At 42.8% G+C, this 22,597-nt stretch carries 18 protein-coding genes and 1 pseudogene; 12 read left to right on the top strand and 7 right to left on the bottom strand.

Features of this window, described 5'->3' with window-relative positions; translation table 11 throughout:
• The first annotated feature begins 67 nt into the window (after window positions 1-67).
• The 3 genes from NI461_RS11195 to NI461_RS11205 are packed head-to-tail and all read left to right on the top strand — an operon-like array spanning window position 68 to window position 3,047.
• Complete coding sequence (locus NI461_RS11195; protein ID WP_253157322.1) at window positions 68-403, top strand: hypothetical protein; 336 nt, start codon at window positions 68-70, stop codon at window positions 401-403.
• 57 nt (window positions 404-460) lie between these two features.
• Window positions 461-1,513 carry a YheC/YheD family protein gene (locus NI461_RS11200; RefSeq protein WP_253157324.1) on the top strand — a complete coding sequence of 351 codons (1,053 nt, stop codon included), beginning with the start codon at window positions 461-463 and terminating at the stop codon, window positions 1,511-1,513.
• A 19-nt stretch (window positions 1,514-1,532) separates the two neighbouring features.
• Window positions 1,533-3,047, top strand: coding sequence for a glycosyltransferase (locus tag NI461_RS11205; protein WP_253157326.1), 1,515 nt, complete (start codon window positions 1,533-1,535; stop codon window positions 3,045-3,047).
• Window positions 3,048-3,255: 208 nt separating this feature from the next.
• Here NI461_RS11205 and NI461_RS14315 read toward each other — a convergent pair.
• The 6 genes and pseudogenes from NI461_RS14315 to NI461_RS11225 all read right to left on the bottom strand — a co-directional run.
• Window positions 3,256-3,435, bottom strand: a pseudogene (locus tag NI461_RS14315) (hypothetical protein); the annotation flags it as partial.
• A gap of 24 nt (window positions 3,436-3,459) precedes the next feature.
• Window positions 3,460-4,610, bottom strand: a protein-coding gene (locus NI461_RS11210) for an IS3 family transposase (RefSeq protein WP_253157328.1) whose coding sequence is annotated in 2 segments (ribosomal slippage) — window positions 3,460-4,370 and window positions 4,370-4,610 — 1,152 coding nt in all. Because the reading frame shifts where the segments join, the coding sequence is not laid out codon by codon here.
• A 578-nt stretch (window positions 4,611-5,188) separates the two neighbouring features.
• Window positions 5,189-6,472 carry a ribonucleotide-diphosphate reductase subunit beta gene (locus NI461_RS11215; RefSeq protein ID WP_151203429.1) on the bottom strand — a complete coding sequence of 428 codons (1,284 nt, stop codon included), beginning with the start codon at window positions 6,470-6,472 and terminating at the stop codon, window positions 5,189-5,191.
• A gap of 140 nt (window positions 6,473-6,612) precedes the next feature.
• Window positions 6,613-6,741 (bottom strand): hypothetical protein, encoded by a 129-nt coding sequence (locus tag NI461_RS14220; RefSeq protein ID WP_262934104.1) that lies wholly within the window; start codon window positions 6,739-6,741, stop codon window positions 6,613-6,615.
• 16 nt (window positions 6,742-6,757) lie between these two features.
• Complete coding sequence (locus tag NI461_RS11220) at window positions 6,758-6,961, bottom strand: hypothetical protein (RefSeq protein WP_253157329.1); 204 nt, start codon at window positions 6,959-6,961, stop codon at window positions 6,758-6,760.
• 129 nt (window positions 6,962-7,090) lie between these two features.
• A complete protein-coding gene (locus tag NI461_RS11225; RefSeq protein ID WP_253157330.1) occupies window positions 7,091-9,928 on the bottom strand; it encodes a ribonucleoside-diphosphate reductase subunit alpha in 2,838 nt (945 codons plus the stop codon).
• Between the two features lie 570 nt (window positions 9,929-10,498).
• Between NI461_RS11225 and bfmR the strand changes: the two genes are divergently transcribed.
• Both bfmR and bfmS read left to right on the top strand, forming a co-directional pair.
• Window positions 10,499-11,215: a response regulator transcription factor BfmR gene (gene bfmR / locus NI461_RS11230; protein ID WP_004891693.1), complete on the top strand. Its 717-nt coding sequence runs from the start codon at window positions 10,499-10,501 to the stop codon at window positions 11,213-11,215.
• Window positions 11,216-11,255: 40 nt separating this feature from the next.
• Complete coding sequence (gene bfmS, locus NI461_RS11235; protein ID WP_253157331.1) at window positions 11,256-12,929, top strand: sensor histidine kinase BfmS; 1,674 nt, start codon at window positions 11,256-11,258, stop codon at window positions 12,927-12,929.
• A gap of 76 nt (window positions 12,930-13,005) precedes the next feature.
• On the opposite strand, the gene NI461_RS11240 is transcribed toward bfmS, so the two are convergent.
• A complete protein-coding gene (locus tag NI461_RS11240) occupies window positions 13,006-13,362 on the bottom strand; it encodes a hypothetical protein (protein ID WP_253157333.1) in 357 nt (118 codons plus the stop codon).
• Between the two features lie 567 nt (window positions 13,363-13,929).
• Between NI461_RS11240 and NI461_RS11245 the strand changes: the two genes are divergently transcribed.
• The 7 genes from NI461_RS11245 (at window position 13,930) to nuoH (ending at window position 22,593) form a co-directional block, all read left to right on the top strand.
• Complete coding sequence (locus tag NI461_RS11245) at window positions 13,930-14,475, top strand: NADH-quinone oxidoreductase subunit A (RefSeq protein WP_151207530.1); 546 nt, start codon at window positions 13,930-13,932, stop codon at window positions 14,473-14,475.
• Window positions 14,476-14,481: 6 nt separating this feature from the next.
• Window positions 14,482-15,162, top strand: coding sequence for an NADH-quinone oxidoreductase subunit B family protein (locus tag NI461_RS11250; protein ID WP_151203435.1), 681 nt, complete (start codon window positions 14,482-14,484; stop codon window positions 15,160-15,162).
• 88 nt (window positions 15,163-15,250) lie between these two features.
• Window positions 15,251-17,038: an NADH-quinone oxidoreductase subunit C/D gene (nuoC, locus tag NI461_RS11255; protein WP_151203436.1), complete on the top strand. Its 1,788-nt coding sequence runs from the start codon at window positions 15,251-15,253 to the stop codon at window positions 17,036-17,038.
• Window positions 17,039-17,051: 13 nt separating this feature from the next.
• Window positions 17,052-17,561 carry an NADH-quinone oxidoreductase subunit NuoE gene (nuoE, locus tag NI461_RS11260; protein ID WP_151203437.1) on the top strand — a complete coding sequence of 170 codons (510 nt, stop codon included), beginning with the start codon at window positions 17,052-17,054 and terminating at the stop codon, window positions 17,559-17,561.
• A complete protein-coding gene (nuoF, locus tag NI461_RS11265; RefSeq protein WP_151203438.1) occupies window positions 17,558-18,889 on the top strand; it encodes an NADH-quinone oxidoreductase subunit NuoF in 1,332 nt (443 codons plus the stop codon). Before nuoE ends, nuoF begins: the two co-directional genes overlap by 4 nt.
• Window positions 18,890-18,900: 11 nt before the next feature.
• Window positions 18,901-21,579, top strand: a complete 2,679-nt coding sequence (gene nuoG, locus NI461_RS11270; RefSeq protein ID WP_253157335.1) for an NADH-quinone oxidoreductase subunit NuoG — start codon at window positions 18,901-18,903, stop codon at window positions 21,577-21,579.
• Between the two features lie 3 nt (window positions 21,580-21,582).
• On the top strand, window positions 21,583-22,593 hold the full coding sequence (gene nuoH, locus NI461_RS11275) for an NADH-quinone oxidoreductase subunit NuoH (protein ID WP_151203440.1): 1,011 nt from the start codon (window positions 21,583-21,585) through the stop codon (window positions 22,591-22,593).
• Window positions 22,594-22,597 lie beyond the last annotated feature (4 nt).

The following is a 22,597-nucleotide window of genomic DNA, read 5'->3' on the forward strand; positions in this document are numbered from 1 at the left end:
GAGGCAAAAGACTAGGATTAAGATTCAATCTAATTGCGGGAATCTATAATTTAGAACTGAGTAAAAAATGACTTATGAAAGAAGTCTAATAGATCATGATGTATGGATTGGCTCAAGAGTAACATTAAAAGCTAATCTTTATATCGGGATAGGGGCGGTAATAGCGGCAGATGCTGTTGTAACTAAAAATGTGCCTGCTTTTGCTATAGTGGGAGGAAATCCTGCAAAAATAATTAAATATCGTTTTGATCAAAAAACGATTGATAAAATTTTAGAAACAGAATGGTGGAAGTATGACTTTAGTGATATACAAGGTCTAGATATCACAAATGTAGATACTTTTTTTAAAGATTTTGATAGAAATCGTCTAACTGAAATGAAAATAAATAAATTGATATTTTAGTCTAGATAAAATAGATCATCTTTTATTTTTTACTGATATTTATACTGGAGAAATTAAATGGCTGTTTTTGGCATTTTAAAGCCAAATAAAAGTTTGACTGATGTTGAGGAAATATTTATTCAGGTTGCTCAAAATAGAGGTCATCAGGCTTATATTTTTACTGCTAAGGATGTATCTTTTGAGCATCATGAAATTTTAGGAAAAACGCTTGATAATGGTAAGGTTGTTGAAAATTCATTTTCTTTTCCTGATATTATTCAGAACAGATTAGCGGTAAAAAAAGAAGATAAAGAAGTTTATTTAAAACTTGCTGAAATGATTCCGTTTACAAGTAATAGGGTGGGGACTAAGCAAGAAGTTTATAAAAAAATGTGTCAAGTCGAAGAGTTTAAGGATTTTTTAATTGAAGTTGTTGATTTTGATAATATAGAAGATTTTTTTAGCTTTATTTCTAGATATAAAAAAGTTATTGCTAAGCCTGCTTCAAGTAATCAAGGAAAAGGTATTTATACAATAGAAAAACTATATTCATCTTATAGGGTTCGATATTTAACTGAATGCTCTGAGTTTACTGAAGATGAGTTAGCAACTTTTTTTAAAAAAGAATTAAGAGGTGGTAAAAGCTTTAATTTTAGTCCCTTTTTCGTAAGTGAAACGAATGTAGGTCAAACTACAGTTTTCCGTATGCATATTACACGCGGTGCTTTAGGGAAATGGCAGTTAATTAAAACTTTTCCCTATGTCAATCTTAATGCTAAGTCCGATATTACTAATGGTATGCAGGGAGCTTTAATTACAACTCGTGAACAAATGTTCTTAGAACAATATTATCCAGAGTCCTATGAGATTATTAATACTCAACTTAAAAAATTATTTGATATTTTTATCAGAAAATTTCAAAGGTTGTATCCGTGGCGTTTGGATGCATTAGGCTTGGATTTGGGTATTTCTCAAGAGGGAAAAATAGTAATTTATGAAGTAAATGCTGGCCCTGGGGTTGGGTTTATAGCTTATCCTGTGGCTTGTGCTCAAGTGCAATATTATGAGTGGTTGGCTAAAAACGCAACAATGCCATGTGTTAATAATTTTTTACCAATGAATCTGCGTTAAAAATATGAAAGAATTTTATATGCTATATCCAAAGATATCTCATAATAAAACAGGTATCGTTGTTTCAATGTTGAGAAGAGCAGAACTACTAGCAAATGCTGGGTATAAAGTTTTTTTATTTACTATTCAGTATGATGCTTTAACTCGTATTCATTTTAATGAATGTTATGCTTCAGGCTTATTAACAAATAGAGAAAATATTAAGCTAATTAACCTGTTTTCTTTTTTTCAGAAAAAAGAACAGGATAATCACTGTGTGCTGATAGATAAGCCACATAATAATTGTGAATACGATAAAAATGGAAACCGAGTTTATAAGGATAAGTTTAATAAGAATAAAAGATATGAGGTGTTTCATGATAATAGATTAACCCATATTAATTATTTTGATGAGGGTATCTTAAATGCACGTTCTAAATATGATGACTATGGTAAATTATGCACATTTCAAACTCTAGTAGATAAGAAAGTTATAAATGAGTTTTTTTATGATATTTATGGGAAATTAGTTTTAAAAATAAATTTTTCTTATAAGAAGGATGTTAAGAAAATTAATTCCATTTGTTTGTTTGATCAATTTGGAATGGTTGAAAAAGAATTTGATTCACTTATTGATTTAGCGGTTTATACCCTTAAAGAATATATTTGTATTAAAAAAAATATTCTTTATTATTTTTTTATAGATCGGATTACAGAATTCTTTCCTTTTTTATTGGGGAATAATCCATCTAATTATTTTTTTATTGGAACAATACATGCTGCACATTATACAAACTATTTAGATATTTTTTCTGCACCAAATAAACGTTATACCCATTATTTTAATAATTTAGATAAGCTTGCTGCATTAGTTATTTTAACTCATGCTCAGAAAGAAGATATTATAAAAGTTTACGGTGAATCCTCTTGCTATAAAGTAATTCCACATACATTAAGTAAAAAGCCACATAGCCTTAATTTACCAGTCGATCCATTGCAATTTATTTCTTTAGCTCGCTACGATAAAGGTAAACGTTTAGATCTTTTAATTGAAATTTTCGCTGAAGTCTTAAAGACACATCCTAATGCTAAACTTAATATGTATGGTTTTGGCCTAGAGCATGAAAATTTACAGTTATTAATTGATTCAATGCAGTTAACTCATTCGATAAAACTTTTTCCATTTGCAAAAAATATTAACCCGCTTCTTCAATCCTCTTCAATGTTGCTTCTAACTAGTCAAAGTGAGTCATTTTGTTTAGTGGTTATGGAAGCCCTTGCTAATGGGTGTCCTGTAACATCTTTTGATATTCGATATGGCCCATCGGAAATGATCGTTCATAAGAAAAATGGTTATTTGGTCGAGGGTGATGATAAAAAATTATATGCACAGACACTGATAGATTATCTGAATACTTCAGATGTTTTTAAGCAAGGTATGAGATCTAATGCAATAGCCTTAAGCGAGCAAAACTCAAGTGAGGTTGTATTAAAGAAATGGCAGGATTTGATTGAAGAAATTGAAATTTCTTATAAAAATTTAAGACAAAGCTAAGCATTTTAGATTTAACTTCTAGAGTCTTGGTTTGAATCGCTTGGTAAAAATCCCGTCATTATGACGGGATTTTTTTTACGTTAAATGACAGATAATGTGAGATTTATTTAATTAAATAAATCAATTATTTATTACTTTTTTTGACATTCAATCTTAACGAGGTTTTGACACATAAGTTAAGATTTTCTAAGAATCTCTGACACATAAGTCAAGATTTTTTTTGATTACTTTTATAGCCATAACCGGCTTCGAGTAATTTCTCAACGTCCTCCCGTAAGAATAGTCGGACCGAATAAAATTTATTGCCATGAAATTTAGGCTTAATTAATCCTTGAGTTACTAGATTAGTCATATGCGTGCGATGCATACCTAAATAGTCATTAGCCTCTGAAGATGAATAGCCACCAAAATTCTAGACACACATAACCATCTTTTGATGGGCCTTTTCATAATCTAATGGAGAACGTTGTCCATTGGAACCATGTCTTCGTTTTGAGTTATAAAACATTTCAATATATTCAAATATATCCGCTCGAGCATCTGATCTCGATACGTAAATTTTCTTCTTAATACGCTCCCGCTTCAGCAACTGAAAGAAGCTCTCAGCAACAGCATTATCATGACAGTTTCCTCTGCGACTCATACTACATTCCAGATTGTGTTGTTTAATGAATGCTTGCCATTCATGGCTGGTGTATTGGCTGCCTTGGTCAGAGTGGATCAGAACTTTATTCTGTGGTTTTCTCCGCCATAGTGCCATCAATAATGCATCTAAAACCAGATCTGTAGTCATTCTCGATTTCATAGACCAACCAACAACAAGACGTGAAAATAAATCAATTACCACAGCAAGATATAACCAACCTTCATGTGTGCGAATATAAGTAATATCAGTCACCCACCGCTGATTAGGCTGAGTTGGATTAAACTGTCGTTCTAAGGTGTTTGCGGAAACAATACTTGGCGTACCTGCATAAGCTCTAGGCTTGCGATAGCCGCGCTGTGATTTAAGCCCATCCGCTTTCATTAACCGATGTACCCGGTTGATACCGCAATTTTCGCCAGCGTCTTTCAAATCACAGTGAATCTTGCGATAGCCGTAGACTCCTCCAGATTCCAGCCAAAACTGTTTAATTAAGCCTGCAAGCAGTTGCCGTTTCTTTGTGGTTTTACTCGTGGGTTGCTTTAACCATGCGTAATAACCACTGTGATGAACATCTAAAGTCGAACATAAACGACGAATAGGCCATATGTGCTTATTGTCCTGAATAAAGGCATACCTCATTTGGACTGGCTTGCGAAGTACACCGCGGCTTTTTTTAATATGTCCCTTTCTTCGGTAACCCGTTGCAGCTCCTTTTTTAGCTTTGCCAATTCTGAAACTGCATCCCTAGGGTCTGTGATTTTAGGTTCCTGAGGATCATAACGCTTGATCCAGGCATACAGACTATGCGTGGTTGTACCTAAACGTGTGGCCACTTCAGATACACTATGACCTTTTTCAGTCACTTGCTTTACTGCTTCAATTTTGAATTCTTCAGGATATCGTTTGCTACTGCTCATAAACACCTCGTTAATTAGCCATTTTATCTAACTAAAGAGTGTCTACAAAATCGGTGGCTATTCAAACAGGGCTGAGGGACACTTTACTAATATTGAGCAAATTATAGAAAATGAAATAGATCCTACGGAATTTGAGTATTTTCAACAACAAGTTCAACGACGTACTAGATCTATAAGTGGAAGAACTCTTAAATCAAAACCATGGGCATATTGGTATCATAAATTTTTTTGTGAATTAGACTCAATTCATGAAGATGATAAAGTAGCTTTTTGGGAAAGAAGTCGATTTGTTCAAAGTTTGGCAATGGATGGTGGGGATTATATTTTACTTTCACGAGTATCATCATAGTTAGATTATTCATACTACAATGGAATATCAAACGTTTCGTATTCACAAAAAAGCCCATCTAGATAGATGGGCTTTCTTTAGGAAATTTTGTATTTTGTATTAAGTAGTAAAAAAATAGAGCCATTAGGCTCTATTTTTTTGCTTTAGCATAGCTGATTAAGTTTGTAACAATCTCGAAATATGTGTCAAAAATCTCACATTATCTGTCATTCAGCGTTTTATCTTTCCCTTACCAGCTTAACGCACCACCTGTCTGGTAATCCGTAACGCGCGTTTCAAAGAAGTTCTTCTCTTTACGTAGATCCATCATCTCTGACATCCACTGGAATGGGTTGTTTACCCCAGTAAACTGTTCAGGTAAGCCTAACTGGCTCAAACGACGGTTACAGATGAACTTCAGGTATTCTTCCATCATGCTGGCATTCATACCCAATACACCGCGTGGCATCGTGTCACGTGCATATTCGATTTCAAGCATAGTGCCTTCAAGAATCATCTGAATGACTTCTTGCTGGAACTCAGCTGTCCACAAGTGTGGGTTCTCGATCTTGATCTGGTTGATCATGTCGATACCGAAGTTCAGATGCATTGACTCATCACGCAAGATGTACTGGAACTGCTCAGCTACACCGTTCATCTTGTTGCGGCGGCCCATCGACAAGATTTGGCTAAAACCGCAGTAGAAGAAAATCCCTTCCAGTACGCAATAGAATGCAATCAGGTTGCGAAGCAAAATCTGGTCGTTTTCAGGTGTACCAGTTTTAAAGGTAGGATCACTTAAAGACTGGGTATACTTCAGCCCCCACGCTGCTTTACGTGCCACTGATGGAACTTCACGGTACATGTTAAAGACTTCGCCTTCATCCATACCCAAAGATTCAATACAGTACTGGTAAGCATGGGTGTGAATCGCTTCTTCAAACGACTGACGCAAGATGTACTGACGGCATTCTGGGTTGGTAATATGGCGGTAAATTGCCAGTACCAGGTTATTGGCTACCAGTGAGTCCGCAGTCGAGAAGAAACCAAGCGAACGCATAACGATGGTACGCTCATCTTCAGTCAGACCATCTTCAGACTTCCATAATGCAATATCATGGTTCATGTTAATTTCTTGTGGCATCCAGTGGTTGGCACAACCATCCAGATATTTCTGCCACGCCCATTCATATTTGAATGGAACAAGCTGATTCAAGTCGGCGCGGCAGTTGATCATACGTTTATCGTCAACCTGTACACGCTCTGCACCCATCTCAAGCTCTTCAAGACCTGGTGCAACATCCAGCTGGCTTAAGGAAGCAGATGCTTTTGCCAGTGAATCGGCTGGATTTGATCCTGTACTTCGAGGGGCTGGAGCGGGTTGTGCAGTTGCCACATCCGGCGATGTGTTGCCTGCATCAGATACCACTTGTGAATTAGTCGCTTTTTGCGGCTCGACGGGCGTAGGCTGGTGTTCAGGTGCAGCCGGTTTTTGCGAATCATCTTCGAAATCGTCCCAACTTAGGATAGACATATCAATTCTCTCTACGTTGCTTTATATCTTTTATGCGACATTCAGCTTGGCTGAGATGTCTTACTATACGCTTAATTTGTGTAAGCAAAATTAAGTTTTGTCGATGAATGCTGTGAATTTATACAGCAGCACTATCCCCACTACTTATTTTGCTTACGCTGCTGGCGAACTTTGAACCAGAAATAAGCAATCGGTGCGTAAAAGGTAATAGCAAAGGAAATCAGCAATGCCGCAAGTCCTAACATGTAGTTATGGGTCATATGAGGCATGCTGATTTCCTTTAATTTATTTTTTACTCTGCTCAGTGGCGTAATAGTGATGATGGTTAATGTTATAAGTAACATTCATTGAAGAGTTATTCAGACTGTTAGAGCCTGTGATTTTACTCTGATCAATATCGGTTTGAGAGTTATAGAAATAAAAGCCCAAACCTGTTGTACCAAAAATCGCTATGACACATGCACCTAGCATTGATGCTGCTTTCTTCATATGCTTTCTCGTGGAAAACATGCTGAAAATCAGGACATCTAAACCAATACAACTATTCAGATATCTGATTTACAACATGTTGTCATGTTAGTAATCATCATTATCTCAATGTAGCTGTATAAACCTAAATTACTGACAAGCCTCACAATCAGGATTGTCAATTGAACATGCTTGTGGTACTGGAGCCGCTTGAGCAAAACCTTCTTCCTCTGCAGGAGCTTCAGGTTTTTGCGCTTCAACCACCGGAGCGGCTGCTGCAACAGGTGCTGTAGTCGCAGTCGCTTTAACAGCATTTAGTGTGCCTGTATTAATCGTTGATTTCTCAGCAGATGTGGCACCCAGTGCACGTAGGTAATAAGTGGTTTTTAGGCCACGTAACCACGCCATTTTATAGGTAATGTCCAGCTTCTTACCATTTGCACCTGAAATATACAGGTTCAGCGATTGCGCTTGGTCGATCCATTTTTGACGACGAGAAGCAGCATCCACGATCCAGCGTGGCTCAACTTCAAATGCAGTTGCGAAGATTGCTTTCAGTTCTTCTGGAATACGAGAAATCTTCTGCACCGAACCTTCAAAATGTTTCAGGTCGTTGACCATGACCGCATCCCACAGACCGCGTTCTTTTAATGCACGAACCAGATACGGGTTGATCACGGTGAATTCGCCAGACAGGTTAGATTTCACATACAAGTTCTGGAAGGTTGGCTCGATGGACTGAGACACGCCACAAATGTTTGAAATCGTAGCAGTCGGAGCAATTGCCATCACGTTCGAGTTACGCATACCGTCTTTTTGAACTTTGGCTCGTAAGCTGTCCCAATCCAGACGTTGCGTGCGATCCACTTCAAACATGCGCTCTGGGCGTGTTTTTGCGACCAGATCCAGTGAGTCGATTGGCAAGATGCCTTGATCCCATAATGAACCCTTAAAGGTTTCATAAGTACCACGCTCAACCGCCAAATCGCTTGAGGTTGAAATGGCATAGTAAGAAATCACTTCCATCGATTCGTCAGCGAAGTTCACCGCTTCATCAGAACCGTAAGCCATACCCATTTCGTACAGTGCATCCTGGAAGCCCATGATTCCCATACCAACTGGACGGTGTTTCAGGTTTGAATTTTTTGCTTGCGGAACAGCGTAGTAGTTGATGTCAATTACGTTGTCGAGCATACGAACGGCTGTTTTAATCGTGCGAGCAAGCTTCTCTCGATTTAAGACACCACCTTGAACATGCTGAACCAGGTTGATCGAACCCAGGTTACATACCGCAATTTCATCTTTGCTGGTGTTTAATGTAATTTCAGTACACAGGTTAGAAGAGTGAACGACACCTACATGTTGTTGTGGTGAACGCAGGTTACATACGTCTTTGAAAGTGATCCATGGGTGACCGGTTTCAAACAGCATCGACAGCATTTTGCGCCACAAATCTTTTGCACGGATTTTCTTGTGCAGCATATTTGTTTCTTTGGCAATGCTTTCGTAGTAAGCATAACGCTCAGCAAATTCTGCACCAGTCAAATCATGCAGATCAGGCGTTTCAGAAGGAGTGAATAAAGTCCATTCCGCATCTTCAAATACACGTTGCATGAACAGGTCAGGAACCCAGTTCGCCGTGTTCATGTCGTGGGTACGACGACGGTCATCACCGGTGTTCTTACGCAGTTCCAGGAATTCTTCAATGTCCAGGTGCCAGGTTTCAAGGTATGCACAGACTGCACCTTTACGCTTACCACCCTGGTTCACCGCAACAGCCGTATCGTTCGCTACTTTCAGGAATGGAACTACACCTTGAGACTTACCGTTAGTCCCCTTGATGTATGAGTTTAGGGCACGAACTGGTGTCCAGTCATTACCTAAACCGCCTGCCCATTTAGACAGCATTGCGTTATCACGCATCGCGCCATAAATGTCATACAGATCATCATCAATGGTGGTCAAGTAGCAGCTCGATAATTGTGGACGTAACGTACCTGAGTTAAACAGGGTAGGCGTCGATGCCATATAGTCAAAGCTAGACAATAAGTTATAGAACTCAATCGCGCGGTCTTCACGGTTTTCTTCATTAAGCGACAAGCCCATAGAAACACGCATAAAGAACAATTGCGGAAGTTCGAAACGTACGCCATCTGAATGGATGAAGTAACGGTCAAATAGAGTTTGCAGGCCCAAGTAAGTAAACTGGTTTGAGCGTTCTGGTTGAATTGCCGCTGCCAGTTTTGCCAGATCAAAGTTCAACAATTCTGGAGAAAGCAGCTCAAGCTCGATACCTTTCTTCAGGAAAGTTTCAAGCGCATCGCCTTCATTGGTGTCTGTCGGAAGACCCAAGAATTCTAAACCGGTGGCTACCAGATCATCACGTAGTAAACGTGCAGTCACATACGTATAGTTAGGCTCTTGCTCAATACGGGTACGGGTCGCCATCATCATTGTGGTTGAGATGTCAGACTCTTTCACGCCGTTATACAGGTTCTTGACAGTCTCGTTGACAATCGCCTGTATATCAATACCTTCTAAACCTTCAGCAGCTTTGCTCACTGTTGCAGTCAAAGCACTTAAATCGAGTGGCTTAAGCTTCCCGTCAGCATCCATGACTTGAAGCGTAGGGTGATGGTTTGCACCCAGCTGCTTACGAGCTTCAGCACGTTGTTCGCGATAGATGACATAGGCACGCGCAACTTTCTGTTCGCCTGTACGCATAAGCGCAAGTTCAACCTGATCTTGGATTTCTTCAATGTGAATGGTTCCGCCTGAAGGCAAGCGACGTTTGAATGTATTGAGGACCATTTCCGTCAGTTGTTCAATGCGATCGTGAATACGACTTGAGTCAGCGCTTTGCTGGCCTTCTACAGCCAAGAAAGCTTTACCAATGGCAACAGAGATTTTTTCCGCGTCAAAGCTGGCAACATCTCCGGTGCGTTTAATCACCTGAATTTGACCAGGAGTTGAAATTGATACGCTCATGCTAGCATAGCTCCATTTGTCATCTATTTTTATGTTTATAGACCATTTGAACTGGGCAATTTTTGTGCCACAGTGTTTGAGGAATAAACACAAGACCTAGTGGTTTAAAGTTTAATTGGACACAAGATACGGGAAAAATTAGGGTAGATCAATATTGACATTTTGCTAAATATTTTTCTGAAGTTTTATCTCGAACTTTTGTAAAAAAATCCCTATTTTTATTGATTTTTGTATAAGCCTTGTCCGGTAAGGCATAGCATAACAAAGCTGGCCTCAAGTGCTTATAGATAACCTTGTGGATAACTAAAAAGCCTTGACTCAAGCAGTCACATTTTATTCATGTAATTTTTATTGTAAAGGTGAGAGGATGGCTGAGCTCTTGAGAAAGGCGCGTTTGTCTGAAAAGGCGCCTAATAAGTATTACAAAATGCTATTTTGATGTATCAGTTTGGTGAACAGGATATTGTTTACAATGTAAACGTGTGTATATTGCAAGCATATTAAAATCGTATCTATTGGATTTCAAAAGGATACGCCATAGCATACGTCCATTAAATAAAGAGGCAAGACATGAGCCAAGAAGAAAAGTTACCCAAGATTTTAATTGTTGAAGATGATGAACGTCTTGCGCGTTTAACTCAAGAATATCTAATCCGTAACGGGCTGGAAGTTGGAGTTGAGCCGGATGGTAATCGTGCAATTCGTCGTATTATTGCCGAGCAGCCTGATATGGTTGTCCTCGATGTGATGTTGCCGGGTGCAGATGGTTTGACCATTTGTCGTGAAGTGCGTCCACATTATCATCAGCCGATTTTAATGCTGACCGCACGCACAGAAGATATGGATCAGGTATTGGGTCTGGAAATGGGGGCGGACGATTATGTGGCTAAACCGGTACAGCCACGTGTACTTTTAGCGCGTATTCGTGCTTTGCTACGCCGTACCGACAAGGTGCCGGAAGATGAAGTGGCACAGCGTATTGAGTTTGATGACCTGGTCATCGACAATGGTGGGCGTTCAGTGACCTTAAATGGCGAGCTGGTTGATTTTACCAGCGCTGAATACGATCTGTTGTGGCTGCTTGCCTCAAATGCGGGGCGTATTCTGTCTCGTGAAGACATTTTCGAACGCTTGCGCGGCATTGAATATGATGGTCAGGACCGCTCAATTGATGTGCGTATCTCGCGCATTCGTCCAAAAATTGGTGATGATCCAGAGAATCCAAAACGTATTAAAACAGTACGTAGTAAAGGTTATCTATTCGTCAAAGAAACCAACGGAATGTAGGGTCAGACGGTTGGTTGCCTGAAAAGCAGGATAAATATAAGTGTTTAAACACAGTATATTTTTGCGTATTTACGCAGGATTGGTCGTCCTTGTTGTATTGGTGGCGATATTTGGCTACCTGCTGGTACAGATTATTAACTATCAGCGTGCGCAGGAATATCGTGAATCCCTGACTGATGGTATGGCTTATATCATCAGTGAGGGGGTTGCGCGTCAGCCCAACCTTCAGCAGAAGATGGATTGGATTTCCGATGCCTCGGATTTATTAGAACTCCCGATTTACTATATTGAAGCCAGTAAAGTTGATGTTACCCGCGCCGAAGCCCGACGACTGGCTGAGCGCAAGGCCGTCGTGCGCTGGGATGCCAAAACCAGTGTGGCCTATATTGTTGTAGCGCTGCAAGATGACCCGGAGCATTATCTTTATATCAAGGCGGACAATATTACCGAACGTCAGATGAAGGCTCTGCCGGTCTTTATTCTGGATTATCTCGTCTACTATCCGGGCCAGGAAAAAGAATATCTTGAACGTATTCAGTCATATTTTTCCTACCCGATTTCAATAGAGACCGTACAGGCGCTGCCGCTGGACTCCGAACAGATCGGACGTTTACGCCTGGATCACAGTATTATTCTGTATCGTGATAGTGCCTCGATTCGTGGCACCACTATTTCCATTGTGTCACCCATTCCAGGTTCGACCTCGGAAGTACTGGTTATGGGGCCAGTGCCACTCTTTAACTGGATGCCATTTCAGCTGGCTGCGGGCATCACCTTGCTCAGCTTGTTTGTCTTAAGTCTGGGAGTGTATGGTTTGCTGGTGCCGATGCAGCGTAAACTGCGCGAAGTCAATTATGCCCTGAACAAGATGAAGAGCGGAAATATGTCGCTCCGTCTTCCGATTGAGGGAAATGATGAAATGGCGACTCTGGCATCCAGCTATAACAATATGTCAGATCATATTCAGCGTCTTATTGAAGCGCAGCGTGAGCTGATGCGTGCCGTGTCGCATGAGCTGCGTACGCCTGTTGCACGGATTCGTTTTGCGGTAGAAATGATGGCAGATGAAGATGACTACGATTACCGTCTACAGCAGGTCGAACAGATCGATAAGGATATTGAGGCGCTAAATACCCTGATTGATGAGATTATGACCTATGCCAAGCTTGAGCAGGGCATGCCTTCAATTGAGTTTGAACATGTAGATCTGTATGAAGTGTTAAGTCAGGTTGCTGTGGAAACTGAAGCTCTGAAGACCGGGAAAGTTATTGAGCTGCAAGCAATGCCTGATGACATAGTGGTAGAGGCGGAGCGGCGCTATTTGCACCGGGTGATTCAAAATTTGGTAGGGAATGCCGTACGTTATTGCGATAGTAGAATTTTGTTAAGTGGTGGGCTGGATGCTGAAGGACAAGCCTATATCTGTATAGAAGATGATGGTCCGGGGATTCCGGAAATAGATCGCGCCCGTATCTTTGAAGCTTTTGCCCGTTTAGATGATAGTCGTACCCGGGCTTCAGGGGGGTATGGTTTGGGACTTTCTATTGTTAGTCGGATTGCTTACTGGTTCGGAGGAAGCATTGAGGTTGATCAGAGTCCGAAATTGGGTGGCGCGCGCTTTATTATGACTTGGCCGGCTCATCGTTATAGTAAGAAATCCAGACTGAAAACGCTGGAACATGTTGAAGAAGCCAGCAGCGAGCGTTCAGCCTAAAATCTGTGTTTAAGTCGCCAGATATAAAAAACGATACTGAAATCAGTATCGTTTTTTTGTTTTATGCTACGAGGATTTATTCCTGTACGGTGACGTCCGGTTCAATTAGTGGTTTGCCATCACGCAGGCTATCTGAAGGTTCTGCATTAAAATCAATCATCAGCTTATTGTATTTGGCATCTATACTATAATTCTGGATCAGTTTTTGGTCGCCAGAGATGGTTTCCACTTTATATTCATCAACAATATTTAAAATGCCTTCCAGGTTAATGCTCGAAGAGGCTTGATCGGCTTGGAACAGGTCGTGAATTTCGCGTAAGTCAAAAATAGCATTGCTGGCATCAGGGTGTTTATGAATATAAGTTTCGATATGTCGAATCAAAAGTTGGGCAAATAAAAAATAATTAGGTTTATGCGTAAAATGTAGAGACATACTGGACTCCTTTAGTTGCTTTATTTATGTGATTATCAGGCCTAGAAATACAAATAACATAATTTGAATCAATCTGTTGAATGTGTTGCAAAAAAATACAATTGCTTGAGAGATATGGCGTAGCCGGAACAGGGTTTAAATTGCCTGATTTATTTTTTTTGCTGAAAATTTAAACGACGCAAATCGTGTTTAAAGTTACTTTTTGCTGTGGCACACTCATTTTGTTTTAGTTAATTCGATTTAAGATCTAAATAGAAACTTTCCTGACTTGATGGATTTAAGTTGAAATAGCCTGTCAGGATTGAAAACTGGATTTTTACAGGCTTGTTAAAATAATTGAAGGTCAAAAATCAACTAAATAAAGCAATTAGTGCAGCTTTGAGTGTACTCATGCCCAATTAAATACTGAAATGCCTAAAAAATCATCCCAAAGACTAAGGGCGAGAAGCTAGCAAGTGAAATCCAAAATCAGGTACAATTGGCGGGATTAATTTTGTGTTTGGTGTATTTGAAGGCCAATACATACATTCTTTGTTAATAAATAGGCCTGCCAGGAGTTATCCCCGCATGAATGCCATTACTCCATACGAATGGGCAATTATTGCCTTCGTGATCGGTGTTACATTTTTGTGCGTCTTTATGCTCACTGTCCCATTACTCCTCGGGGGTAAATCATGGGGCCGTGCCAAGCAGGAGCAGTTTGAGTCAGGCGTAGTTGGAGCAGGTGGAGCCCGAATCCGCTTGTCCGCAAAATTCTATCTGGTTGCAATTTTCTTCGTCGTGTTTGACTTGGAAGCCCTTTACCTGTACGCATGGGCAGCTTCTGTTCGTGAAGTAGGTTGGGTTGGTTTTGTAACCGCAGCTATATTTATTTTAGTTTTACTCGTTGGCTTGGTTTACGAATTATCGACAGGCGCACTGAACTGGGCACCTTCAGACAAACGTAAAGCAGCCGGGATTAAACCTAAAATTGGTTCGCCAAATATGGATCTTGCGGAAATTACGCGCTTCAACTCAGTTGAAGAATTGGTTATGGACCCAACTGGCCAAATCCCAGCTCAATCATCTGGTCTTGTGAAAAAGTCACAAGCTCAATCATCTGATAAGGAGTAACTCGGGATGAAATACACATTAACCCGTGCGAATCCGAATGCTGATCAATATCCACTTCAAGAGCGTATCTTGGTAGAAGACCCGCTTTTAGAAGAAGAAGTGAATAAAAACGTATTCATGACTCGCTTAGAGGATGTAATACACACAGCAGTAAACTGGGGACGCAAGAACTCAGTTTGGCCGTTTAACTTTGGTACGTCTTGCTGCTATGTAGAGTATGCAACGACCTTGACCGGTGTGCATGACTTGTCACGCTTTGGTGCCGAGGTCATCCGTGCTTCACCACGTCAGGCCGACTTGATGATCGTCGCTGGTACATGCTTCGTGAAAATGGCTCCGGTGATTCAACGTCTGTACGAGCAGATGCTTGAACCAAAGTGGGTAATTTCAATGGGTGCGTGTGCAAACTCAGGTGGTATGTACGATATTTATTCAGTTGTACAGGGTGTCGATAAAATCATTCCTGTCGATGTGTATATCCCGGGTTGCCCGCCACGTCCTGAAGCCCTGATTCAGGCACTCATGCTGTTGCAAGACCAAATTCAACTAGAGCGTCGTCCGCTTTCTGCGGTGATCGGTGATGATCTTAAGCCAGTGTATAAGCCAAAGATGATGCCGGAACGTGACCGTAAGAAAGATCAGCGTGTTGCTGTGAAAAATTTACGCTCTATGGATGAAATTAAATAATTTAAACGACAGATGATCTGTTGCACCCGCTCTGGGTGTAGTCGTCGTTTAGGTTGACTGAATTTGTATTAAATAGGAAGCCAAGCCAATGGCTGAAACTGACATTGCTATGCCAGAATCAACAGCAGTTGATTCACGCCCAGCATTTGCCATCATTGAAGAGCTCAAAACCAAATTTGGTGAGAACTTCTTTGTGCAAACGACTTTCGAGGATTTCCCGACAGTTTGGGTTGAGCGCGCACGTGTACAAGAAGTTTTAATGTTCTTGCGTACCGTGCCACGTCCTTATGTGATGCTATTTGACTTGTCTGCAGTAGATGAGCGCTTGCGTACCCATCGCGACGGTTTGCCTGCATCAGAATTCACAGTGTTCTATCACTTATTGTCGTTAGAGCGTAACTGTGACATTCGTATTAAAGTGGCCTTAAGCGACAGCGATCTGAATATGCCGACCGCAACGAATATCTGGCCGAATGCGAACTGGTATGAGCGTGAAGCTTATGACATGTTTGGTATCAATTTCGAAGGGCATCCAATGCTCCGTCGTATCTTGTTGCCAACCTACTGGGAAGGTCATCCATTACGTAAAGAGTATTCTGCACGTGCAACTGAATATACGCCGTATATCCAGGATAAGGCCAAGCAGGATTTTGAACAGGAACATTTACGTTTCGTCCCTGAGGACTGGGGTCTGAAGCGCGGTAATGCCGATGAAGACTTCATGTTCCTGAACCTGGGTCCAAACCACCCATCTGCGCACGGTGCCTTCCGTGTGATCTTGCAGCTGGATGGTGAAGAAGTGAAGGACTGTGTGCCTGATATCGGTTATCACCACCGTGGTGTGGAGAAGATGGCTGAACGTCAAACCTGGCATTCCTTCATTCCCTATACTGACCGTGTCGACTACCTGGGTGGTTGTGCGCAAAACATGCCTTATGTGATGGGTGTGGAGCAAATGGCGGGCATTACTGTCCCTGACCGCGCGCAATGTATCCGTGTCATGATGTCAGAACTATTCCGTATCAATAACCACTTGCTGTTCATTGGTACTGCGATTCAGGATGCCGGTGGTATGACGCCTGTATTCTATATGTTCGCTGACCGTCAAAAAGTCTATGACATCGTGGAAGCGATTACCGGTTACCGTATGCATCCGGCATGGTTCCGGATTGGTGGTACTGCACACGACCTGCCAAATGGCTGGGATAAGCTGGTTCGAGAATTACTCGACTGGATGCCAAAACGTATGAATGAATACTATAAAGCTGCTTTACGCAACTCGGTATTCATGGGCCGTACCCAGGGTGTGGCGCAATACGATGCAAAATCTGCGCTGGCTTGGGGTGTGACAGGTACTGGTCTGCGTGCCACAGGCATTGATTTCGACGTACGTAAATACCGTCCATATAGCGGTTATGAAAACTACGACTTTGAAGTGCCTTTAGAGTACGAAGGCGATGCCTATGCACGCGTGCTGGTTCATTTCCGTGAAATCGAAGAATCACTGAAAATCATTCGTCAGTGCCTGGATAACATGCCATCTGGTGCTTATAAAGCAGACCATCCATTGGCAGTTCCACCACCAAAAGACAAGACATTGCAAGATATTGAAACCTTGATTACGCACTTCTTAAGCGTGTCATGGGGTCCTGTAATGCCTGCTGGTGAAGCATCTGTAATGGCCGAAGTGGTGAAAGGGGCATCGAACTACTATCTGACTTCAGACAAGTCAACCATGAGTTATCGTACCCGTATCCGTACACCGACTTTCACGCACTTACAGCAAATGCCTTCTGTGATTAACGGCAGTCTTGTATCTGACTTAATCATTTATTTAGCGACAATTGACGTCGTAATGGCTGACGTGGATCGCTAAGGGGTAACGCATTATGATGATTTTGACTGATAGAAAGCCACGTGTGAATGTTGAAGGGATTTTAACGAAGGAAGAAATCCACGAAATCGAACAGCACATGGGCCACTATCCATATCCACGTGCAGCGTGTCTTGATGCGCTGAAGTGTGTACAACGCCGTAATGGCTGGGTAGATGATGCGCAGATGAATGCTATCGCGCAAATGCTCAGCATGAGTGTTGCAGATTTGGAAGGTGTAGCGACTTTCTATAACCGTATTTATCGCCAGCCCGTGGGTCGTCACGTAATTTTACTGTGTGACTCGATTGCGTGTTTCTTGATGGGTGCGGAAACTTTGGCAGAAGCTTTCCAGCGTGAACTGGGTATCCAGTTTGGTCAGACGACTGCTGATGGCCGTTTTACCTTGCTACCAATTTGCTGTCTGGGTAACTGTGACAAGGGCCCAACCTTAATGATTGATGAAGATACGCACGGTTTAGTTGAAGTGACTTCGGTTAAACAGTTGCTGGAGAAGTATGTATGAATACTGAACCAAAACCAATTTATGGTGACGGTAACCCAGAAACGCATCCATTGACCTGGCGTCTGAGTAAACAAGAGCACGTTCGTAATGCCGATGATTACGAAGCCCTAGAGGGTTATGCCGGCTTTAAAAAAGCCATTGGCATGCAGCCGAAAGAAGTGCTGGAAGTTATTAAAGCTGCAACAGTAAAGGGCCGTGGTGGTGCAGGTTTCCCGGCAGGCATCAAATGGTCGCTGATGGCACCAAATGACAATTCAGGTCCTCGTTACCTGATTTGTAATGCCGATGAAATGGAACCAGGTACGTTCAAAGACCGTCTGTTGATGGAAGATCTTCCTCACCAACTGATTGAAGGTATGCTGATTGCCGGCTATACCCTTGAAGCGACTCATGGTTATATCTTTATCCGTGGCGAATATATCGAAGCGGCAAAATACCTGAACGACGCGATTGCACAAATCCGTGCCAAAGGTTATCTAGGTGAAAATATCCTGGATTCTGGCTGGAACTTTGAGTTGCACGTGCATACCGGTGCAGGCCGTTATATCTGTGGTGAAGAAACAGCACTGATTAACTCGCTGGAAGGTCGCCGTGCGAACCCGCGTACCAAACCACCATTCCCGCAAGTTGCAGGGGCTTGGGGTCGTCCGACGATTGTCAACAACGTCGAGACCTACAACAACTTGCCGGCAATTATGCTGCGTGGCCCTGAATGGTATATTGGCTTATCTGCGGGTAAATCCAAAGATCCAGGCACTAAAATCTATGGTGCATCTGGTAAGGTGAAATTCCCTGGGTTATGGGAGCTTCCATTTGGTACCACGGCTCGTGAAGTGATTGAAGAACATGCCGGTGGTATGCGTGATGGCTTAAAGCTAAAAGCATGGTTGCCGGGCGGTGCCTCGACTGACTTCCTGGCCGCAGAGCATATCGACCTTCCGATGGATGCAGAAAGCATCATGAAAGCAGGCTCACGTTTAGGAACCTGTTTATTGATGGTAGTGGATGAAACGCAATGTATGGTTTCAGCAACACGTAACCTGGAAGAGTTCTTTGCCCGTGAATCATGTGGCTGGTGTACGCCTTGCCGTGATGGCTTACCTTGGGCGGTGAAAGCGCTGAAAGCACTTGAAGATGGTACAGGCAAAAAAGAAGATATCGATCACTTGCAGGAACTGACTCGCAAGCTTTGGATTGGTAAAACTTTCTGTGCTCACGCACCAGGTGCGATGGAACCATTAATGGGCGCACTCAAACATTTCCGTGGCGAGTTTGAAGCAAAAGTAGTAAATGCTGCCGCTCAAACCCGCAACGTAGAACAAGCTTAAGGAATTCGACTATGGCTACAATTCATGTCGATGGAAAATCGTATGAAGTCAACGGCTCGGAAAACTTGCTGCAAGCATGTTTGAGTCTCGGCATCGACATCCCATACTTTTGTTGGCATCCATCCTTAGGTTCTGTCGGTTCTTGCCGTCAATGTGCTGTGACCCAATACGCGAATCCAGAAGATACGCGTGGTCGTTTGGTCATGTCATGTATGACACCGGCTGCTGACAATACCTACATCTCGGTTGAAGACAAAGAAGCAGTAGATTTCCGTGCTTCTGTTGTTGAATTCTTGATGACCAACCACCCGCACGACTGTCCGGTCTGTGAAGAGGGGGGGCACTGTCACCTGCAAGATATGACAGTGATGACACAGCATGACCGTCGTCGCTACCGTTTCACTAAACGTACGCATTACAACCAGGAACTGGGTTCGTTTATTGCGCACGAGATGAACCGTTGTATCGCATGTTACCGTTGTGTGCGTTACTACAAAGACTACGCAGGTGGTACAGACTTTGGCGTATATGCCAACGCATCACGTGTGTACTTCGGTCGCCCTGAATCAGGTACTTTAGAGTCTGAATTCTCGGGTAACTTGACTGAAGTGTGTCCAACAGGTGTATTCACCGACAAAACTCACTCAGAACGCTATAACCGTAAATGGGACATGCAGTATGCGCCAAGCGTATGCCAAGGCTGTTCTTCAGGTTGTAACATCTCTCCGGGTGAACGTTATGGCGAACTTCGCCGCGTTGAAAACCGTTTCAATGGTGAAGTGAACCAATACTTCCTATGTGATAAAGGCCGTTTCGGTACCGGTTATGTGAACCGTACTGATCGCCCACGTCAACCGCAATTCCGTACAGGCAACAATGTAGAAACTGTTTCAGTCGATACCGCACTAGACACGGTGATTGCAAATATTCAGGGTAAAAAAGTCCTGGGTATTGGTTCGCCGCGTGCATCACTTGAATCGAACTTCGCACTTCGTGAGCTGGTCGGTCAAGAGAACTATTCAACAGGTCTGTCTCAAAAAGAGCAGAATCTGGTTGAACTGGCAGCTTCAATCATGCAAACCGAGGGTGTTTATAACCCGACGATGCGTGAAATCGAAAGCTACGATGCGGTGTTAATTCTAGGTGAAGATTTAACTCAAACTGCACCACGTATGGCTTTATCTGTTCGCCAGGCTGCGAAAAATAAAGGCAAAGAGATGGCGGCAGAGCGTCGTACTCAAGAGTGGCTGGCTGAACCGGTACAGCGTATTGCTCAAGATGCGAAATCTCCGATTTACATTCTAGCTGCAACACAGACACGTTTGTCTGACGTTGCCGAAGGTGAAGTGGTTGCGTCTCCAAACGATATTGCACGTTTAGGCTTTGCAATTGCTGCGGGTGTAAAAGGTGAAGTCATCACAGGTCTGGACGATGCTGCTAAAGCATTTGCCCAAACCATTGCTGATACCCTGAAAGCTGCGAAAAAACCACTGATTGTCTCTGGTACCAGCTTGCAAGACGCTGCCATTATGGAAGCGGCTGCACAAGTAGCACAAAATCTGGGTAATGCAGGCTTAACCTTGACTGTTCCAGAAGTGAATTCAATGGGTCTTGCAATTCTGGGTGGTAACAGTCTGGAACAAGCTTTTGCCCAAGACTTCGATACAATCGTGATTGTTGAAAATGACCTTTACCGTCGTTTACCGCAGACCCAAGTCGATGCTGCACTTGCTGGCAAAGAAGTGATTGTGCTTGATCATTCAGAAACAGAAACGGTGAAGAAAGCCAACATTGTACTTTCTGCTGCAAGCTTTGCTGAAGGCGATGGTACAGTGGTTTCTCAGGAAGGCCGCGCACAGCGTTTCTATCAGGTATATGACCCAAGTTATTACAATCCGGAATTGGCGATCAAGGAATCTTGGCGCTGGTTACATGCGATTGAAACGGGCGTGAAAGGTAAAGCCATTTCATGGACCTTGCTGGATGATGTGATCGAGTCTGTAGCGAAAAACGTACCTGCTTTAGAAGGTATTTTAGATGTGGCACCTGATGCGGGCTTCCGTGTACATGGTCTGAAAGTGGCACGTGAACCACGCCGTTATTCAGGTCGTACTTCGATGCGTGCGCCATTATCTGTACACGAGCCTAAACAGCCCGTGGACAAAGATTCTGCCTTAACTTTCTCGATGGAAGGTTATGTTGGTGATCAGACACCATCCGCGCTGGTACCATTCGCATGGTCGGCAGGCTGGAACTCTCCACAAGCGTGGAACAAATTTCAGGACAACGTGGGTGGCCATCTGAAAGGTGGTGATTCAGGCGTTCGTCTGTTTGATCGTCTACCAAAACGTCCAGCACGTACTTTCGTTGCACCAGCCCCAGTGGTTGCGAATGCTGGCAGCTTCCGTCTGGTTCCGATGCATCACATTTTTGCTTCCGGCGAATTTACCGTGAAAACACCGGCGATGGAATCACGTATTCCTGAAGCGGTTTTTGCAGTCGGTGAACAGGATGCAGCGCGCTTGAATGTTCAGGATGGTCAGAAAATTACTGTGAAAGCAGGGGATAACTCGATCGTTCTTCCAGTTCAAGTGATTGAATACTTACCAACAGGTTGTATTGGCTACCCAATCGGTCTTGCACCGACGGTATCTCTTGCAGAGCCTGTTTCAGTCGCGGTAGGAGTGTAATTCATGGAACAAGAATTAATCCGTCAAACGCCGCTGTGGGCTGAAAACTGGCCAATCGCCTATTCAGTACTTCAAGCGATCGTAATCTTACTTGTTGTGGTATTAGTTGCAGCGTTGATGTCTTTCATTGAACGTCGTTTGCTCGGTTTGTGGCAAGACCGTTATGGTCCGAACCGTGTAGGTCCGGGCGGTATGTTCCAGATTGTTGCCGACATGCTGAAAATCATGTTCAAGGAAGACTGGACACCAAAATTTGCTGATAAATTGACATTCCGTATGGCACCAGGCGTTGCGATGGCAACAGCGGTGCTGTCATTCATGGTCATTCCTGTTTCACCGTATTTGGGTGTGGCAGACATGAGCATCGGCCTGCTGTTTTTTATGGCGATGGCGGGGATTGCAGTCTACGCAGTGCTGTTTGGTGGTTGGTCATCTAACAACAAATATGCACTGTTAGGTGGTCTGCGTTCAGCAGCACAAACGATTTCTTATGAAGTGTTCCTCGGCATCTCGCTGATGGGTGTAGTGGCAATTGCCGGCTCATTCAACATGCGTGAAATCGTAGAAGCACAAAAAGACGTCTGGTTTGTTATTCCTCAGTTCTTGGGCTTCCTGATCTTTGTGGTCGCAGGGGTAGCGGTAACTCACCGTCATCCATTTGACCAGCCGGAAGCAGAACAGGAACTGGCCGAAGGTTATCACGTAGAATACGGCGGGATGAAATGGGGCATGTTCTTCGTTGCGGAATACGTTAACGTGGTATTGATCTCAGCATTAATCGTAACCTTATTCTTTGGTGGCTGGTTAGCGCCGTTCGGTCTGGATTTCTTGCCACCGGCATTCTGGTTCATTATCAAGACTGCTTTCTTTGTCATGATGTTCGTATTGGCACGTGGCTCTTTGATGCGTCCACGTTATGACCAAGTGATGAACTTTGGTTGGAAAATTTGCTTGCCATTGGCGTTGGTTAACCTTTTGGTGACTGGTGCTGTGATTCTGTTGAATCAGGCCTAAGACA

Origin of the sequence: Acinetobacter sp. S4400-12, assembly GCF_024129495.1 — a bacterium.
Classification (GTDB): Bacteria; Pseudomonadota; Gammaproteobacteria; order Pseudomonadales; family Moraxellaceae; genus Acinetobacter; species Acinetobacter lwoffii_C.

Bases quoted from the DNA above. Each gene is read 5' to 3' on its own strand.
- NI461_RS11195 (WP_253157322.1), top strand. From the start codon at position 68: ATGACTTATGAAAGAAGTCTAATAGATCATGATGTATGGATTGGCTCA.
- NI461_RS11200 (WP_253157324.1), top strand. From the start codon at position 461: ATGGCTGTTTTTGGCATTTTAAAGCCAAATAAAAGTTTGACTGATGTT.
- NI461_RS11205 (WP_253157326.1), top strand. From the start codon at position 1,533: ATGCTATATCCAAAGATATCTCATAATAAAACAGGTATCGTTGTTTCA.
- NI461_RS11215 (WP_151203429.1), bottom strand. From the start codon at position 6,472: ATGTCTATCCTAAGTTGGGACGATTTCGAAGATGATTCGCAAAAACCG.
- NI461_RS14220 (WP_262934104.1), bottom strand. From the start codon at position 6,741: ATGCCTCATATGACCCATAACTACATGTTAGGACTTGCGGCATTGCTG.
- NI461_RS11220 (WP_253157329.1), bottom strand. From the start codon at position 6,961: ATGAAGAAAGCAGCATCAATGCTAGGTGCATGTGTCATAGCGATTTTT.
- NI461_RS11225 (WP_253157330.1), bottom strand. From the start codon at position 9,928: ATGAGCGTATCAATTTCAACTCCTGGTCAAATTCAGGTGATTAAACGC.
- bfmR (WP_004891693.1), top strand. From the start codon at position 10,499: ATGAGCCAAGAAGAAAAGTTACCCAAGATTTTAATTGTTGAAGATGAT.
- NI461_RS11240 (WP_253157333.1), bottom strand. From the start codon at position 13,362: ATGTCTCTACATTTTACGCATAAACCTAATTATTTTTTATTTGCCCAA.
- NI461_RS11245 (WP_151207530.1), top strand. From the start codon at position 13,930: ATGAATGCCATTACTCCATACGAATGGGCAATTATTGCCTTCGTGATC.
- NI461_RS11250 (WP_151203435.1), top strand. From the start codon at position 14,482: ATGAAATACACATTAACCCGTGCGAATCCGAATGCTGATCAATATCCA.
- nuoC (WP_151203436.1), top strand. From the start codon at position 15,251: ATGGCTGAAACTGACATTGCTATGCCAGAATCAACAGCAGTTGATTCA.
- nuoE (WP_151203437.1), top strand. From the start codon at position 17,052: ATGATGATTTTGACTGATAGAAAGCCACGTGTGAATGTTGAAGGGATT.
- nuoF (WP_151203438.1), top strand. From the start codon at position 17,558: ATGAATACTGAACCAAAACCAATTTATGGTGACGGTAACCCAGAAACG.
- nuoG (WP_253157335.1), top strand. From the start codon at position 18,901: ATGGCTACAATTCATGTCGATGGAAAATCGTATGAAGTCAACGGCTCG.
- nuoH (WP_151203440.1), top strand. From the start codon at position 21,583: ATGGAACAAGAATTAATCCGTCAAACGCCGCTGTGGGCTGAAAACTGG.